The organism is Mesorhizobium sp. C399B (assembly GCF_030323185.1).
Taxonomy (GTDB): Bacteria; Pseudomonadota; Alphaproteobacteria; order Rhizobiales; family Rhizobiaceae; genus Mesorhizobium.
The window spans coordinates 779469-795996 of sequence record NZ_CP100472.1 but is presented as its reverse complement, the minus strand read 5'-3'; the positions used below and the strand labels follow the sequence as shown (position 1 = coordinate 795996).

General features: G+C 63.5%; 13 protein-coding genes. 9 read left to right on the top strand and 4 right to left on the bottom strand.

Going from position 1 to position 16528, the window contains the following annotated elements; genetic code table 11:
- Window positions 1-13 precede the first annotated feature (13 nt).
- From NLY36_RS03870 to NLY36_RS03855, 4 genes are read right to left on the bottom strand one after another with little or no spacing between them, the layout of a single operon-like run.
- Window positions 14-631 (bottom strand): sarcosine oxidase subunit gamma, encoded by a 618-nt coding sequence (locus NLY36_RS03870; protein ID WP_023698303.1) that lies wholly within the window; start codon window positions 629-631, stop codon window positions 14-16.
- The gene (locus NLY36_RS03865; RefSeq protein ID WP_023735890.1) at window positions 624-3617 is read right to left on the bottom strand and encodes a sarcosine oxidase subunit alpha; all 2994 of its coding nucleotides are present in this window, start codon (window positions 3615-3617) and stop codon (window positions 624-626) included. The genes NLY36_RS03870 and NLY36_RS03865 overlap by 8 nt, the downstream gene beginning before the upstream one ends.
- Window positions 3614-3910 carry a sarcosine oxidase subunit delta gene (locus NLY36_RS03860; RefSeq protein ID WP_023670367.1) on the bottom strand — a complete coding sequence of 99 codons (297 nt, stop codon included), beginning with the start codon at window positions 3908-3910 and terminating at the stop codon, window positions 3614-3616. The genes NLY36_RS03865 and NLY36_RS03860 overlap by 4 nt, the downstream gene beginning before the upstream one ends.
- 11 nt (window positions 3911-3921) lie before the next feature.
- A complete protein-coding gene (locus NLY36_RS03855; RefSeq protein ID WP_023735889.1) occupies window positions 3922-5181 on the bottom strand; it encodes a sarcosine oxidase subunit beta family protein in 1260 nt (419 codons plus the stop codon).
- 318 nt (window positions 5182-5499) lie between these two features.
- Between NLY36_RS03855 and NLY36_RS03850 the strand changes: the two genes are divergently transcribed.
- The 9 genes from NLY36_RS03850 (at window position 5500) to NLY36_RS03810 (ending at window position 16479) form a co-directional block, all read left to right on the top strand.
- Complete coding sequence (locus tag NLY36_RS03850; RefSeq protein ID WP_023735888.1) at window positions 5500-7989, top strand: mechanosensitive ion channel family protein; 2490 nt, start codon at window positions 5500-5502, stop codon at window positions 7987-7989.
- Window positions 7990-8133: 144 nt separating this feature from the next.
- On the top strand, window positions 8134-8397 hold the full coding sequence (locus NLY36_RS03845; RefSeq protein WP_023670370.1) for a hypothetical protein: 264 nt from the start codon (window positions 8134-8136) through the stop codon (window positions 8395-8397).
- Between the two features lie 206 nt (window positions 8398-8603).
- A complete protein-coding gene (locus NLY36_RS03840) occupies window positions 8604-10037 on the top strand; it encodes a UbiA family prenyltransferase (protein WP_023735887.1) in 1434 nt (477 codons plus the stop codon).
- 3 nt (window positions 10038-10040) lie between these two features.
- Window positions 10041-11393 carry an FAD-binding oxidoreductase gene (locus NLY36_RS03835; protein ID WP_023706098.1) on the top strand — a complete coding sequence of 451 codons (1353 nt, stop codon included), beginning with the start codon at window positions 10041-10043 and terminating at the stop codon, window positions 11391-11393.
- A gap of 124 nt (window positions 11394-11517) precedes the next feature.
- The gene (locus NLY36_RS03830) at window positions 11518-11961 is read left to right on the top strand and encodes an EamA family transporter (protein ID WP_023700340.1); all 444 of its coding nucleotides are present in this window, start codon (window positions 11518-11520) and stop codon (window positions 11959-11961) included.
- Window positions 11958-13007 (top strand): NAD-dependent epimerase/dehydratase family protein, encoded by a 1050-nt coding sequence (locus NLY36_RS03825; RefSeq protein WP_023735886.1) that lies wholly within the window; start codon window positions 11958-11960, stop codon window positions 13005-13007. Before NLY36_RS03830 ends, NLY36_RS03825 begins: the two co-directional genes overlap by 4 nt.
- 19 nt (window positions 13008-13026) lie before the next feature.
- Window positions 13027-14457, top strand: a complete 1431-nt coding sequence (locus NLY36_RS03820; protein WP_245260261.1) for an aspartate aminotransferase family protein — start codon at window positions 13027-13029, stop codon at window positions 14455-14457.
- A 34-nt stretch (window positions 14458-14491) separates the two neighbouring features.
- Complete coding sequence (locus NLY36_RS03815) at window positions 14492-15727, top strand: glycosyltransferase 87 family protein (protein ID WP_023735884.1); 1236 nt, start codon at window positions 14492-14494, stop codon at window positions 15725-15727.
- Window positions 15724-16479 carry an FkbM family methyltransferase gene (locus NLY36_RS03810; RefSeq protein WP_023670377.1) on the top strand — a complete coding sequence of 252 codons (756 nt, stop codon included), beginning with the start codon at window positions 15724-15726 and terminating at the stop codon, window positions 16477-16479. The genes NLY36_RS03815 and NLY36_RS03810 overlap by 4 nt, the downstream gene beginning before the upstream one ends.
- Window positions 16480-16528: the final 49 nt, after the last annotated feature.

Below are 16528 nucleotides of genomic sequence, written 5' to 3'. Positions count from 1 at the left end.
GAAGGCGGGACGGCTACTGCACCTCGTAGCCGACTTCCTCGCTGGCATGGCAGAGCGCCTTCCAGAACGAGCGGGCGAAGGAGCGGAAGACATAGATGTCGAACTGGTCGGCGCCGGTGCGCTGGATCTGCGCAAAGACGTCGTGATGGGTGGTCGAACGGCCGGCGCCGATCGGGAAGGCGGGCAGCGCAAAGTCGATGGCGAAGAATTTCGCCAGCACCCATTCGGCCTTAGGGCCGGCGATGCGGATAGCGGTGCGGCCATGCGACAGGTCGGTGATCGTGCCGATTACCGGGGTTACGTCCCCGGCAAAACTCGCCGCCAGGCCCTCGGCATCGTCGACGACGGTGAATTTTCCAGGCGCGAAACCGAACACGGCCTTGCCGTCCTTGGCGAGACCGCCGCCCGCGCCATCGGGCAAATCGACGCCGGTGACCTTCCGGATCGCTTCGATCAGCTGCTTTTCCGCGCCCGGCCATGCGGCCAGCTGCAGGATCGAGCCCGGCCTGGTCTCGGTCAGGATGACATCGACGCCATGCTCGAAATTGCCGTGCGAACCCGGATGGAACACCGGCTCGAGCGGCGAGAGGCGCTCGGGTGATTGGCGTTCGGGTGATTGGCGCTCAGCCATGCATGCGGCTCCCGTCCGGGTCGTAGAAATGGTTGGAGACGATCTCGACGGGCCCGAACCGCTTGCGCAGCGGATCGGAGACGAATGCCCGGGTACCATGGCGCGCCTTGCCGCCTTCGACCAGGGCCAGCGCGATGTGCTTGCCCAGCGCCGGCGAATAGCAGCAGGCGGTGATGTGGCCGATGGAATCGTGCGGATTGGCTTCGTCCAGTTGCTCGACGAGGTGGGCGCCGCCATTGAACGGCCGGTTGTCGAGCGAGACCAGGCCGACCAGTTGCAGCCGCTCGGGCGCGATCAGGCCTTCGCGGTCCATCATCGCCGAGCCGATGAACGGCTTCTTCTTCGACAGCATCCAGTCGAGATGCAGGTCGCGCGCCGTGGTGCGCCCGTCGATCTCCGCGCCGGTGACATGGCCCTTTTCGATGCGCATCGTGCCCAACGCCTCCAGCCCGTAGGTGACCAGGGCGAACGGCTTGCCGGCTTCGATAAGGGCTTCCCAGACATGGGTGCCGTAGCCGGCGCCGCAATAGACCTCGAAGGCCATTTCTCCGGAGAAGGACAGCCGGCAAATCATCACCGGCACGCCTGATATCTCGCCGCGCACGATGCCCATGAAGGGCAGGGCTGTGTTGTCGACGGCGGTGCCGGTGACACAGGCGGCGAGGATGGCCCGCGCCTTCGGCCCGCCGATGGCCGCGCCCGCCCATTCGTCGGTTACCGAGGTGACATGCACTTTGAGTTCCGGCCAGATGACGTCGAGGAAATATTCCAGATGCTGCATCACCTTGCCGGCGTTGGCCGTGGTGGTCGTCATCAGGAAATCCTGTTCGCCAAGCCGCCATGTGGTGCCGTCGTCGAAGGCCAGCCCGTCCTCGCGCAGCATCAGGCCGTAGCGGGCCTTGCCGACGGGGAGGGTGGAAAACATGTTGGTGTAGACGCGGTCGAGGAATTCGCCCGCATCCGGCCCCTGAACGGCGATCTTGCCCAGCGTCGAGACGTCGACGATGCCGGCGCTTTCGCGCGTCGCCCTGGCTTCACGGACATAAGCCTGCTCGACCGTCTCGCCGGCAAGGCCGTAGATCATCGGTCGGAACCAAAGGCCGGCCGAATATAGGGTCGCACCATTGGCGAGGTGCCAATCATGCATCGGCGTCAGCCGCTCGGGCTTCAAATCGCCGAAACGCTCGGCGGCGAGCGAGCCGATCGACACCGCGGAATAGGGTGGGCGGAAGCGCGTCGTGCCGACTTCGGGGATCGGTTTGCCCAGCGCCTCGGCCATGATGGCGAGCCCCGGGACGTTGGAGTTCTTGCCCTGGTCGGTCGCCATGCCGAGCGTGGTGTAGCGCTTCAGATGCTCGACGGAGAGAAAACCTTCGCGATGCGCCAGCCGCACGTCTTCGGCAGTCACGTCATGCTGGAAGTCGACGAAGCTTTTTCCCTTGGCTTTGATCTCGAACACCGGCGCCGGATCTGGGTTTCCCGGGGCTGCTTCGACATCCGGCAAGGCTGCCGGCGCAGCCGCTCCGCCCGCGGCGGACAGGCCGGCTGCACGGCCCTCAGTGATGGCTTCGACGGTCGAAAAGCTGCCGTTGAAAGCGCCGGCGCCAATCCATTGCCGAGTCGGTTTCGGCGGCAGGAAGGCCTGGCGGGCAGGATTCCACTCGGCTCTCGCGCCAGCCTGGCTGGCGAGGTGGATGGTCGGCGACCAGCCGCCCGACATCAGCAGGCTATCGGCGTGGATGCTGCGGGCGTCACCGCTGAGCGCGCCCGAGGTCATGTCGAAGCGCTGCACCTTGAGGCCGGAGAGCGCCTTGCCGCCTTCGGTGGCGACCACGGCATGGCCGGAGAGGATTTCGGCTTCGGCCTCGGTGGCGAGGCTGCGCATTTCAGCCGAAAGCTCGGGGCGCACATCGACGATGGCGACAATAGCCGCCCCGGCCTTCCTCAGCGCCAGCGCCGAGCGATAGGCGCTGTCATTGTTGGTGAACAGCGCGATCCTGTCGCCGGGCAGCACGCCATAATCGTTAGCATAGCGCTCGGCGGCATGCGCCAGCATGACGCCCGGCCGGTCATTGCCGGGGAACACAAGCGGCCGCTCGAAAGAGCCGGCGGCCAGCACCACCGTCTTGGCGCGGATCGCCCAGTAGCGATGGCGCGGCTCGCCCTTGCCGGGCGTTTCCTTGTGGTCGGTGACGCGCTCGAGTGCGGCCAGCGTGTTGCCGTCATAATAGCCCCACACTGTGGTGCGCGGCAGCAGGCGGACCGTGTCATGGCCCTCAAGCTGGCTGACGGCGCGCGCCGCCCAGTCGGCGGCCGGCGCGCCGTCGATGGCCTCGCCGGACCAGTTGGCCGAGCCGCCGAAACGCGGCTCGAGTTCGGCCAGGATGACGCGCGCGCCCTGGTCGGCAGCGGCCTTGGCGGCTGACAGGCCGGCCGGGCCGGAGCCGACCACCAGCACGTCGCAAAACGCGTTCATGCGCTCGTAGCGCGAGGTGTCGGCGGCAATACCGGCGCGGCCCAGGCCGGCGGCGCGGCGGATGAAATGCTCGCAGAACATCCAGAAGCGGGTGCCTTTCAAGGGGCCGAAGACAGGGCCCATGAAGGTCTTGTAGTAGAAGCCGGCGGCCAGGATCTTGCCGCCGAGCTGGTTGACGGCGTTGATGTCCCAGGCGAGCGAGGGAAAGCGGTTCTGGCTGACGGCGACCAGCCCGTCATAGATCTCGACCATGGTTGCGGCGATGTTGGGCTCGCGCACTTCGCCGCGCAGCACCGTCACCAGCGCGTTCGGTTCCTCGACGCCGGCCGAGAGCAGGCCGCGCGGGCGGTGGTATTTGAATGAGCGGCCGAAAAGCGTGACGCCGTTAGCAAGCAGCGCCGAGGCCAGCGTGTCGCCGGCATGGCCGGTGTAGGGCGTGCCGTCGAAGGTGAAGCGGATGGTGCGCAGCCGGTCGACGCGGCCGCCGGTCTCGGTGCGGCGCGGGCTCACGACTTGCCTCCGGCTTTGTGCCGGGCGGCGGCATTGTGGTCGCCGCGGGCGAAACCGGTGCTGGAAATCTCATGCGTGACCGTGTTGCGCACCATCCTCAGATGGGTGCGGCAGCCGCCCGAATGCTGCCAGATCTCATTGTGGTCGCCGGCCGGGTTCAGCCGATCGTAGACATAGGCGTTCCAGGCGTCGAGGTCCTGCGAGTTGGGCTGCGGGCGCTCGCGGTTGCCGTCGCCCTGATAGGTGAACTCGATGACGTCGCGCGGGCCGCAATAGGGACAAGTGATAAGCATTTGTTTGAACCCTAATGCAGCCGGGGCGTTGCGCCCTGGCCCTTGTCGTCAATCACTAGGCCGCGATAAAAACGGTCGAGCGTGAACGGCGCGTTGAACGCGTGCGGTTCGTCCTTGGCGATGGTGTATGCGAAGCACCAGCCCGAGGCCGGCGTCGCCTTGAAGCCGCCATAGCACCAGCCGCAATTGAGATACATGCCCGGCAGCGGGCCGGTGGTGATGATCGGCGAACCGTCCATCGACATGTCGCAGACGCCGCCCCATGAGCGCAGCATGCGTACACGCGCAAGGCCGGGAAACAGCGCCAGCATCTCGCTCATCACCTCATCGACGATGGGCAGGTTGCCGCGCTGAGCGTAGCTGTTGTAGCCGTCGATGTCACCGCCGTAGACGAGGCCGCCCTTGTCGGACTGCGACATGTAGAAATGACCCATGCCGAAGGTCAGCACCGTGTCGACGAAAGGTTTCAGCGATTCGGTGACGAAGGCCTGCAGCACATGGCTCTCGATCGGCATCCTGTCGATGCCGGCAAGCTGCATCACCCGTCCGGTGCTGCCGGCAACGGCCACGGCAACTTTCTTGCCGCGGATCTCTCCGCGCGTCGTCTGTACGCCGGTGATGCGGTCGCCGTCGCGCAGGAAGCCGGTGACCTCGCAATTCTCGACGATGTCGACGCCGCGTCGGTCGGCGCCGCGCGCATAGCCCCAGGCAACCGCATCGTGCCGGGCGGTGCCGGCGCGTGGCTGCATCAGGCCGCCGACGATGGGAAAGCGCGCGGAGGCCGACATGTCCAGCGCCGGGACCAGGCGCGCGATCTCGGCGGTGCTCATCAGCTCGGCATCGACGCCGAGATGGCGCATGGCGTTGCCGCGCCTGGCCAAGTCGTCGAACTGGGCCGGCGTGTGAGCCAGGTTCAGGCAGCCGCGCTGCGAGAACATGACGTTGTAGTTGAGGTCGTGCGACAGGTTCTCCCACATCTTCATCGAATGTTCGTAGAAGCGGGTGTTGGACGGCAAAAGGTAGTTGGAGCGCACCGCCGTGGTGTTGCGGCCGACATTGCCGGAACCCAGCCAGCCCTTTTCCAGCACCGCGACATTGGTGATGCCGTGCTCCTTGGCCAGATAGTAGGCCGTCGACAGGCCATGACCGCCGCCACCGATGATGATGACATCATAGGAGGCCTTGGGCTCGGGCTTGCGCCAGGCCGGCTTCCAGTCCTTGTTTCCCTTGAGCGCGTTCGTGAGAAGCGAAAGGGCTGAATATTCCGCCATTCTTCATGTCATCCCTAGAGCATGATGCCGAAAGGTGTGAAGCGGTTTTCGGACGACATCATGCTCTATATCTTTGATTTCTAGAGCCGGATTGTTTCAGGTCGGACAGACCTGAAACCATCCGGCTCGGGTGCGATGCGGCAGACTATAGAGCAGGCGGCGGGCGCAAAGCCAAGATTGCGCCATGGCTTTTCGACTGGCCGACTCCCGCAAGGCGACACCTGCCATGACTTCGCCACGACTTGCCCCATGGGATGAGCGTCTCTATCAAGGTCCGCTTTAGAAGCGGCCTTTGCCGCGCTTCGAGTCGCCACCATTATGTTTTTTCGCTTCTTTCGCCTGATCCTGGTCCTCGCGCTCGTTGCCTTGGCGCCGCATTCGTTCGGCGCGATGGCGCAGGGGCTGGGCCAGGCGCCTGCCGGGCTGGTCGCCGACCAGCAGAAAATCCTGCAGGGTTTGACGACGAAAACCGACGCTCTGGAGAAGAAAGTCCAGGAGGACGGCGTCGACGACGCTACCCTCGTCGAGATCCGCCTGCAGCTGGAAGAGCTGTCGCGCGGTGCGCTGAACAGCGCGCTGGCGTTTCGTTCGCGGCTGGGAGAGATCAATTCGAGGCTCGAGCAGCTTGGCGCCCCGCCGGCTGCCGGACAGCCCCCTGAACCGGACATCGTGACCGGCGAGCGCCAGGCGCTGGCGTCGGAAAAGGCGGAGATCAACGCCGTCATCGCCGGGGCGCAGAACCTGTCGATTCGCATCAATTCGCTGATCGAGAAGATCGGTAATATGCGCAGCGAGCTGTTTCGCAGCGGCCTAACCAAGCGCTATGTGCTGTCCGATGCACTGAGCCCGCAGGTGTTTTCCGACGCAAGGGACGAATACGCCAATTTTTACAGGGCGGTGTCGTCGTGGCTGAGCTTTGCCTTCAAGTTCAAGTTCCAGGCGATGCTCGCGGCGACCCTCATGGCGCTTGCGTTGGCCGTGGTGCTTCTGGTCGGTGGGCGCCGCCTGTTTGGGCGCATCTTCGAGCCCGACGCGTCGGTTGAAGATCCGACGTATCTCAGTCGCCTGTCGGTGGCGTTCTGGTCGACCTTGCTGCCGACGCTGGCGGTCAGCGCCTTCCTCGCCTCGACGGTGTTCCTGTACAACTACTACAATGTGCTGCGCGGCGACATAGGCGTGTTCCTCAACGCTCTGGCAGCCGTCATCGCCATAGTGTTCTGTGTCAACCGCCTGACCAATGCGGCTCTGTCGCCCAGCATGCCGAACTGGCGTCTGATCCAGGTCGAGACCGGCCCGGCGCGTTGGCTGGTGCGGCTGACGACGGCCATGGCAGTCGTCATCGGCATCAACAATTTCCTGTCGATCGTCAACGACAAGATGGGCTCGCCTCTGTCGCTGACGGTGGCCAGGAGTTTTGTCGCCACCGTGATCGTCGGGGTCATCCTGATCCTGATGGCGCTGCTGAAGCCTTACAAGGACGTCGCTGGGCGCTGGCGCCGCTGGCCGGCCTGGCTGCGCTACACCTGTGTCGCGCTCGGCCTGTTCACGATTGCGGCGGCGCTGTTCGGCTATATCGGTCTTGCCATCTTCGTCTCGTTGCAGGTCGTGGTCACTGGCACCATCCTGCTCACCGCCTATATCGGCTTCCTGTCGGCGCGCGAGATCGGCGAGGAGGGTGGTTTCGCCGGCACGTCCATCGGGCGCTGGCTGAAGACCAATTCCAGCTATGAGGACACCGCGCTCGACCAACTCGGCCTCGTCGTCAGCGTCGCCATCAACCTGATGATCGTGCTGGTGTTCCTGCCGCTGATCCTGTTGATGTGGGGCTTCCAGCCCGGCGATATCCAGGCCTGGGGCTATAAATTGGCGACAGGCGTCACCGTCGGTTCGGTGACGATTTCGGTCACCGGCATCCTCACCGGCATCGTCGTCTTCATCATCGGCTATTTCCTGACCCGCTGGTTCCAGGGCTGGCTCGACGGCTCGGTTATGGCTCGCGGCAAGGTCGATACCGGCGTGCGCAACTCGATCCGGCTGGCGGTCGGCTATGCCGGCGTCGCGCTCGCCGGCCTGGTCGGCATCTCGGCGGCGGGCATCGATCTTTCCAATTTGGCGCTCGTTGCCGGCGCACTCTCGCTGGGTATCGGCTTTGGCCTGCAGAATGTCGTGTCCAACTTCGTGTCGGGCCTGATCCTTCTCGCCGAGCGGCCGTTCAAGGTCGGCGACTGGATCGTCGCCGGCGACACATCAGGCACGGTCAAGAAGATCAGCGTGCGCGCCACCGAAATCGAGACCTTCCAGCGGCAATCGGTGATCCTGCCCAATTCGAACCTCATCAACAACGCCGTCGGCAACTGGACGCACCGCAACAAGCTCGGACGTGTGGAGATCAAGGTCGGGGTCGCCTATGGCAGCGACGTCAAGCGGGTACACGCGGTCCTGCTTGAGATTGCGCGCGGCCATGCGCTGGTGCTGAAGAACCCGGAACCCTTCGTGCTGTTCACCAATTTCGGGCCGGCAGCACTCGAGTTCGAGATCCGCGTGTTCCTGGCCGATGTGCTGAACGGCGCCATCGTTCAGAACGATATCCGCTTTGCCGTTCTCGATGCTTTTGACGCCGAGCACATAGAAATCCCCTCGACGCCGCGCGCCGAGGTCAAGGTCAAGCAGACCGACGCATGGCCGATCGACGACGACAAGATCGAAGTCGAGTTCGCCGAGAAGGAGCAGGCGGAGGCCAGAGCCGCCACCGAGGCGAAGCGGCTGGCCAAAACTGGTCGCAAGGCCCGCAAACCCGATCCCAGCTAGGCCCCAAGCTCCTCCCAAACCGATTGCGGCATGAATGCGGCATTCAGTTGCGGTTCAGCTTGCATCTCATATAAGCTCACATGCAAAGGCGAGAATGCCTTGCGAAATGCAACAGAGGCGGTGTGGAAACACCGATATTGCAAAATGTGGAAGTCGCTCGTCGTCGCCATCGCTCTTACCGCAGCGAGTGGCTCGGCCTTTGCCGCCAGCGCGGTCAACAAGGATGCTGAGACCCGTACGCTGATCGTGACGGAAGGCGGCGGCAAGACGGAGTTGGCGCTGGCCGCTGGCGAAACCGTGGAATTCTGCCCGAACGGCTGTTTTGTCACCTTGCCCAATGGTGACCTCGAGGCCCTGACCGGCTCGGAAACGGTCGAAATCTCGGGTGGCGTTGCCCGCATCAAGTAAAGTCGGCAGGCAGATGTAGTAGAGGCCGGGCAATGCCCGGCCTTTTATTGTTCGCGGTAGCGATTGCTTAACAATGACGCGGGAAATATCGTGGCGCCTACCGGCTGCAACCGTGCGTTTTAACGTTCAATACGCCGTTCCGCCGCTATACCGGTGCGAAGACGCCGAAACACGGCGCAACCGGTTATGAATAGGGCAGAACGGACATGGATGCGCGGTCGGACAAGAACGCAATCCCGCTTGCGGTCGACCTCGACGGCACGCTGATTGCGACCGATCTTCTTTGGGAAGGCCTGTTCATCCTGCTCAAGAAGAATCCGCTCTATGTTTTCCTGGTTCCGTTCTGGCTGGCCGCCGGCCCGGCGCGGCTGAAACAAGCGATCGCAGACCGCATCGACATCGATCCGGCCTCGCTGCCCTATCGCGAAGCGCTGCTGCAGCGGCTGCGCGCCGACCATAGCGACGGACGCAAGATCGTGCTGGCGACCGGTACGCCACGCAAGTTCGCCGAGGCGATCGCCGCGCATCTGGGCGTCTTCGACTATGTGCTGGCGACCGACGGTCCCCACAACATGACCTCGGGCCGCAAGCGCGACGCGCTCATCGCCGCCTATGGCGACGGCGGTTTCGACTATGCCGGCAACAGCCGGCTCGACCTCAAGGTTTTCGGAGCCGCACGCAACGCCATCGTCGTGGCGCCCGACCGCCATGCGAGGCGCTGGCAGGCCGCGCATAGCGCCGAAAGGATGCCGGCGCCGAAAAGGACATTGAAGACATTCGTCAAGATGCTGCGGGTGCATCAGTGGCTGAAGAATTCGCTGATAGCGGTGCCGATGGTGCTGTCGCATGAATACTTCAACATCAACATGATCTGGCAATGCCTGCTGGCGTTCGTCTCCTTCAGCGCCGTGGCTTCCGCCATCTACATCCTCAACGATTTCTTCGACCTTGCGCTTGACCGCAAGCACCCGACCAAACGCAACCGGCCTTTCGCCAGCGGCGCGCTGTCGATACCGTTCGGTCTCGGCGCGATGGCCGCTCTGCTGACGATCGGCATCGCCGCCGGGCTTCTGTTGCCGATCGAGTTCCTGGGCGTGCTCGCCGGCTATCTGGTGGTGACCACAGCCTATTCGCTGTCGTTCAAGCGCATGCTCCTGGCCGACGTACTGACGCTGGCGGGGCTCTACACAGTGCGTGTGCTGGCAGGTGCTGCGGCGACCGGGGTCGAAGTCTCGTTCTGGCTGCTCGCCTTCTCGATTTTCTTCTTCCTGTCGCTGGCGCTGGTGAAGCGCTATGTCGAACTGCGCACCACAGCCATTCCGGTGGGCGAGCGCATTAGCGGTCGCGGCTACCGCATCGAAGATCAGGAGATCGTCGCCCAGGCGGGCATGGCGTCGGCCTTCTCCTCGGCGCTGGTGCTGGCGCTCTACATGGACAGCGTCTCCGTGCGCGAACTCTATCCGCATCCCAGGCTGGTCTGGCCGCTGGCGCCGATCGTGCTGTATTTGACCATGCGGGTCTGGATCCTGGCGCGCCGCAACGAGATGAATGATGATCCGGTCATCTTCATCATTCGCGACTGGCGAAGCCAGATCGTCGTGGTGATCGGCGCCGCCCTTCTGGTCGCGGGAGGCTGGTAGGGCATGGCCGGCGAACGGTACCGGAGTTTTGGCCTCGCCACGCCGGCCGCAAAGCGAGCCATCGCGGCCGACGATGCCATCGCGCTGATGCGAAGCGGCAAGGCGACAAAGAACGCTCTGCTCGCCTATGGCAATGGCCGCTCCTACGGTGATTCCTGCCAGAACGGGCCAGGTGCGGTCGTGGACATGCGGCCGCTGAACCGCATCGGCGCCTTCAATGCCGAGACCGGCCTGCTCGAGGCGGAGGCCGGCGTGTTCCTCTCCGATATCATTGCGCACACTGCACCTTACGGTTTCTTTCCGACTGTCGTCCCAGGCACCCAGTTCGTCACCCTTGGCGGCGCGATCGCCAATGACGTCCATGGCAAGAACCATCACCGGCGCGGCACCTTTGGCTGCCATGTCGAGTCGTTCACGCTGCTGCGCTCGGACGGGCGGACCTACACCTGCTCGGCAACCGACAATGCAAGGCTGTTTGCGGCGACGATCGGCGGCATGGGGCTGACCGGCCTGATCCTGTCGGCCTCGATCCGGCTGATGCGGGTGCATTCGCTCGATATCGCCGAGAAGGTAACGCGGTTTGCCGATCTCGGCGAATTCTTCGAACTGGCCGAGGCCGCCGACCAGGCCAATGAATATGCCGTCGCCTGGATCGACCAGCTTGCCGGCGGCCATGGCCGCGGGCGCGGCCTGTTGTTGACAGGCAATCATGCCGAGTATGGCTCGCATGCGGCGTCTCGCGCCGGCTCCCGTTTTTCAGTGCCGTTCCAGCCGCCGTTCAATGTGCTCAACCGGCCGTTCCTCACCGCCTTCAACGCCGCCTATCGGTGGAAGAAGGGGCGCTCGCCGGGGCCGAGCCAAACCGGCTACCAGGGCTTTTTCTTTCCGCTTGATGGTGTCGGCGACTGGAATCGGCTGTATGGCCCGAAAGGTCTCTACCAGCACCAGAGCTTGGTGCCGGAAAATGTCGCGCGCCAGACCGTGCCGGCGCTGCTCGAGGCGGCGCGACGGGCCGGGCAGGGCTCTTTCCTCACCGTGTTGAAGCGCTTCGGCTCGATCCGCTCGCCGGGGCTGCTGTCTTTTCCGCGGCCAGGCTTCACGTTGACGCTGGATTTCCCCAATCGCGGCGACAGGACGCTGGCCCTGCTCAGCGAACTCGACGGCATCACGGTCGCGGCCGGCGGCGCGGTCAACCCGTACAAGGATGCGCGCATGGGCGCTGATACTTTCGCGGCCTCCTTCCCGAATTGGCAGCGGCTTGAAGCGCTGCGCGACCCGGCGTTCGTGTCCAGTTTCTGGCTGCGGACGGCGAAAAAGCTCAACGTCCGGCCAGGGCGTGTCGAGGCAGCTGAATAGGTACAATCCGAATAAGTCATGGTGAATAGATCGTAATTTCCGTGGTTTACTCAAAGCATTGTCGTGACTTCATGAAATGTTTGCAGGTTCGTAATACGACCGTTGCGAGTGGCGGGTGCAAAATATGAAATACATCGTCTTCATTCTGTTCACGGTCATGACCAATGCCGCCGCGCAGCTGATGCTGAAGCAAGGCATGATGTCACTCGGGCCGATTTCGTTCGAAGGCACCAATCCGCTGTTGAGGCTGTTGCAGGTCGTTTTCAGCCCATGGGTGTTTCTCGGCCTGTGCACCTTCGTCATCTCGATGGCTTCGCATCTCTATGTGCTGTCCAAGGTCGAGCTCAGCTTTGCGTATCCGTTCCTCAGCCTTGCCTATGTCGCGGTTGCGATCTTCGCCTATTTCATCTTCCGCGAGGACCTCAATGCCTGGCGCATTGCCGGCATCGCCTTCATCTGCGTCGGCACCGTGCTGATCGCGCAAAGCGGTCGAGACTTGGGCGGGCGCGGGCATGACGACCAAACCGCTTCCATCATCCCCAACAAGACCAGCGAGATCGTTCGATGAGACATGTTATTTTCGGCGGCGACGGCTTCGTCGGCCGTCATCTTGCCCCGAAGCTTGTGGCCGATGGCGAAGAGGTTGTCGTTGCCGACATCGTCAAGAGCGACCTGGCGCACTATCGCAACGTTCGCTTCGTCACCTGCGATGTCACGGATACGGCCTCGGTGGCCAACATCGGATTGAAGGCCGACGACATGGTCTACAACCTGTCGGCCAAAATGCTGTCGCCGATCCAGGTGCGGGCCAAGCGTCACGACTTCTTCTTTCCGGTGAATCTCCACGGCACCGAACACATCATGCAGGCGATGGACAAGGCCGGCGCGTCCAAGCTCGTCCACTACACCACGGACATGATCTACGGCCACACGGTCACCCAGCCGATGACCGAGGAGCACCCGGTCGCGCCGCTCGGCGAATATGGCTGGTCGAAGCAGAAGACCGAGGAGCTCGCCGCGCAATGGCGCAAGCGCGGCATGTCGATCTCGCTTTTTCGACCGCGGCTGATCATCGGTCCCGGCCGGCTCGGGATCCTGGAAAAGCTGTTCAAACTGATCGACTGGAATTTTCCTGTGCCGATGATCGGCTCGGGCAAGAACCCCTATCAGTTCATCTCGGTGTTCGATTGCGCGGAAGCTGCCCGCGCGGCCTGGAAGGCAGGCGTGCCCAACCAGGCCTATAATCTGGGCTCCCTCAATCCGCCGCCGGTGAAGAAATTGCTGGGCGACCTGATCAAGCATGCCGGCTCGAAATCGCTGCTGATCCCGACGCCGGGCTGGGCGGTCAAGCGCACCCTCGACCTGCTCGATCTCATGAACATGCCGATCATGGATCCCGAACAATATCTGATCGCCGATGAGGAGTGCGTGCTCGACGTATCCAAGGCCGAGCGCCAGCTCGGCTGGGTGCCGCAATATCGCGACGAGGACATGCTGATCGCCGCCTACAGCGAATACCGCGCCAAGAAAGACGGGCTTGCCGTCACCGCAAATCATGTCCCCGCCGTGGGACGACCAGGAGAACTCCGAAATGACCGTCATGGCCAAGCCTGAGCAGACGAACGCGCGCACCATGGTCGGCGCGCCGGCGTTGTCGCCTACCGCCATCGCCAAGCCCGACCTGATCAGCGTCGAGCAGGCGAAGGCGATGGATGTTGCGCGCATGACCGACTTGTTCAAGGCGCATCTCAATCCGGGCCAGCTGCATTTCATGAAGCTGCTCGGCTTCCACAAGATCAAGATCGAGCGTGCCGAAGGCATGTTCTACATCGACCAGAACGGCCGCAAGATTCTCGACTTCTTCGGCGGCTTCGGTTCGCTGGCCTTCGGCCACAACCATCCGCGCATCCTGGAGGCCCGGCGCAAATTCCAGGAGGAGAAGCGCCAGGAAATCGCCATCGCCTTCATGTCGCAATATGCATCGGCGCTGGCGCACAACATCGCCAAATGCTCGCCCGGCGATCTCGACATGGTGTTTCTGGGCTCGTCGGGTTCGGAAGCGATGGAAGCGGCGGTGAAGCTCGCCGAGCGCGCCGCCGGGCCGAAGAGGCCAAAAATCGTCTATGCCGAGAATTCCTTCCACGGCAAGACCAAGGGCGTGCTCGGCATTACCGATGGCCAGCTCTACCGCGCGGACTTCAAGATGGCTGAGAACACCGTTCGCATTCCGTTCGCCGATATCGAAGCGGTCGAGCGGCTGTTCCGCTCCGACCCGGAGGTCGGCGTCATCGTGCTTGAGACAATCCAGGGCGGCGGCGGCATCATCCAGGCGCCGGCCAAATACTGGCAGAAATTGCGCGTGCTCTGCGACCAGTATGGCGTGCTGTGGGTGGCGGACGAAGTGCAGTGCGGCTATGGCCGTTCGGGACGCTTCTATGCCTTCGAGCATTATGGCGTCGTGCCCGATGTGACGGCGCTGGCGAAATCGCTCGGCGCCGGCAAGGCGGCGGTCGGCGCGATGATCGCCCGGCGCGAGGTCTATATGAAGGCCTATGGCACGCCGAAGACGGCGATGATCCATGCCATGGCCACCTTTGGCGGCATGGGCGAGGCCTGCGTCACCGCGATCGAGGGCATCAACGTGCTCTATGATGAGGGGCTGATCGACAACGCCGCCACTGCCGGCGACTATCTGCTGCAGCGCCTGCAGGCGCTGAAGGAGAAGTACCCTAAGATCATCAAGGACGTGCGCGGCAAAGGCTTTATGATCGGGCTCGAGTTCCACGACTTCTCGCAGACCTTGCCGATGGTGCTACGTCCGATCGTCAGCGTCCTCGACGACAAGCTGAAGGGCTCGCTGTCGGGCTTCGTCGGCGCGCTGTTGTTGCGCGACTATGACGTGCTCGTCGCCTTCACCGAATACAACCGCAACGTCATCCGTCTCGAGCCACCGCTGATCTGCCAGCGCGAGCATGTCGACCGTTTCGTCGATGCTTTCGACAGCCTGCTGTCGCGCGGCATCGTGGGAATCGTCAAGGATTTCGTCAAAAGCCAAGTCCGTTAAAAGAAGTCCGTTGAGCGAAGTCCTGAGTCCGACAATGCTGAGCAAGTCTCCCGCCCCGCAAAACACACTCGACCGGCTGACTGCGGCCGCTCTCGCGTGGGGCGAGGGGACTTATGCGCGATGGGCGGCTCCGGTCGGCGCGATCGCGTTTTCGCTCTATATCCTGCTGACGGCGTTCATGGCCTTGACGATGCCCGACGCCAATTGGGACATGCTGCCCTATCTCGCCATCGCCGAGGAGGGCGCTTATCCCGATGCGCAGGCATTGCATGACTATGCCTACAGCACGGTCCAGGCCGGCGTGTCGGCCGGCGACTACAAGACGCTGACCGACGATGGTGGCGGTTTCCGCAGCCATATGGCGCAAAATGCCGCCGACTTTCACTCGCTGCTTGGCATGTACCGGATCAAGTTCCTCTACGCCGAGATTCTTTCGACGATGAGTTCGGTGATGTCGCCTGTCGAGGCGATGCGGGTGCTGCAGGTGGTCTCGGTGCTGCTGTTCGGGATGATCACGCTGCTGTGGCTGCGAACCGAAGGCGCGTTGGCGCTGGCGCCGGTGGCCGGCGCGGTGCTGATCATGGCCGATTTCGGCGACGCGGCACGCGCCTCGACCCCGGATCTGTTGTGCTCGGCGCTGTTCCTCGGCGGGCTGCTTGCCTATGTGCGCGGCCGCGAGGCAGCGACCGCTGTCCTGCTTTTCCTGGCCTTCATGGCGCGGCCGGACAATATTGTTTTTCTGGCCATCTTCGCCGTGCTGCTGCTGGTCTTCCGGCAGCGGGCGTGGGGCGCGCTGGCCGGCTTTGCCGCGTCCTTCGTCGCTTATTTCGCGATTTCGCATTGGGCGCAGCATCCCGGCTGGTGGCCGCATCTGTGGTTCTCCAGCATCGAGCAGCACTACAATATGGATGGATTCGAGCCACCGTTCTCGGTTGGCGCCTATGTCAAGGCGTTCGCCGCATCCTTCATTCGCGCCACCAGCCTCAACAGTTGGGTCGGGGTCTGGGTTCTGGCGCTGGCCGGGTGGCTTGCGCTCAGCCGCGCCGGCTTCCGGCTCGATCGCCGCGCCGGCATCCTGCTTGCAGCACTGGTGCTTGGCGTGCTGGCGAAATTCACCGTCTTTCCGATCCACGACACCCGCATCTACTTCCCGAACCTTCTGCCGCCCTACCTTTTGCTCGTCGGCCCGATCATGGCGCTGTGGGCGTCGGCAAGCCTGAATGGAAGGCGGCCCATCGCCTTGCAGGCCATACCTGGAGATAAGCCATGAGTTCCATTTCCGGCCTGGCGCGCATCGCCCTTTCGCTCGGCCTGCCCGCCGGCCTGCTCGATCGGGGGCCGGCGTTGCGTGGCACGAAATTCCTGGCCAAGGCGGCGCTGAAGGCGCGGTTTGGCGGTGGGCAAGCCTTCCAGATGGTCAATGTCGGCGCTTGCGACGGCGCGCTGTTCGACGACGTCACGCCGTGGCTGCACCGCATTCCGCGGGCGCGGGCCGTGCTGGTCGAGCCGATCCCGTACAATCAGAAGCGGTTGCGGGCCAACTATCCCGACACGGAACGCTTCGTCATCGAACCGGTCGCGGTGACGAAGACCAAGGGCACGATCACCGTCCACACTTTCGATGCCGCGGCACTCGAGGCCGGCACGCTGCCGATCGAGTTCATCGGCTGCTCGTCGGTCACCGACACCAATCTGATGTCGGGCAAGAATGCCTGGGGCGAGGACGACGCCAATTTCAACAAGTTCGCGCCGCACGTGAGGGATATCGAGGTGCCGTCGGAAACGCTGCAGACGCTGCTCGACCGCAACGGCATCACGCATATCGACGCCTTCCTGGTCGATTGCGAGGGCGCCGACTGGATCGTCTTCGAACAGCTCGATCTCAAGCGCTATCGTCCGGGCATGATCAAGGTCGAGGTCGGCGCGCTGCCGGCCGCCGAAATCGGCCAGGTCGTGGTCAAGCTGAAGACATCAGGCTATCAGGTCGGCTTCCAGGCCGAGGACATCTGGGCCTTCGCCTGAGATAGATCGCCACTGGCGGCACGCCGGCGCGCCGGGTCGCGTCGCATCC

Bases quoted from the DNA above. Each gene is read 5' to 3' on its own strand.
- NLY36_RS03860 (WP_023670367.1), bottom strand. From the start codon at position 3,910: ATGCTTATCACTTGTCCCTATTGCGGCCCGCGCGACGTCATCGAGTTC.
- NLY36_RS03815 (WP_023735884.1), top strand. From the start codon at position 14,492: ATGCTGAGCAAGTCTCCCGCCCCGCAAAACACACTCGACCGGCTGACT.
- NLY36_RS03855 (WP_023735889.1), bottom strand. From the start codon at position 5,181: ATGGCGGAATATTCAGCCCTTTCGCTTCTCACGAACGCGCTCAAGGGA.
- NLY36_RS03845 (WP_023670370.1), top strand. From the start codon at position 8,134: ATGTGGAAGTCGCTCGTCGTCGCCATCGCTCTTACCGCAGCGAGTGGC.
- NLY36_RS03810 (WP_023670377.1), top strand. From the start codon at position 15,724: ATGAGTTCCATTTCCGGCCTGGCGCGCATCGCCCTTTCGCTCGGCCTG.
- NLY36_RS03825 (WP_023735886.1), top strand. From the start codon at position 11,958: ATGAGACATGTTATTTTCGGCGGCGACGGCTTCGTCGGCCGTCATCTT.
- NLY36_RS03840 (WP_023735887.1), top strand. From the start codon at position 8,604: ATGGATGCGCGGTCGGACAAGAACGCAATCCCGCTTGCGGTCGACCTC.
- NLY36_RS03820 (WP_245260261.1), top strand. From the start codon at position 13,027: ATGGTCGGCGCGCCGGCGTTGTCGCCTACCGCCATCGCCAAGCCCGAC.
- NLY36_RS03850 (WP_023735888.1), top strand. From the start codon at position 5,500: ATGTTTTTTCGCTTCTTTCGCCTGATCCTGGTCCTCGCGCTCGTTGCC.
- NLY36_RS03835 (WP_023706098.1), top strand. From the start codon at position 10,041: ATGGCCGGCGAACGGTACCGGAGTTTTGGCCTCGCCACGCCGGCCGCA.
- NLY36_RS03830 (WP_023700340.1), top strand. From the start codon at position 11,518: ATGAAATACATCGTCTTCATTCTGTTCACGGTCATGACCAATGCCGCC.
- NLY36_RS03870 (WP_023698303.1), bottom strand. From the start codon at position 631: ATGGCTGAGCGCCAATCACCCGAACGCCAATCACCCGAGCGCCTCTCG.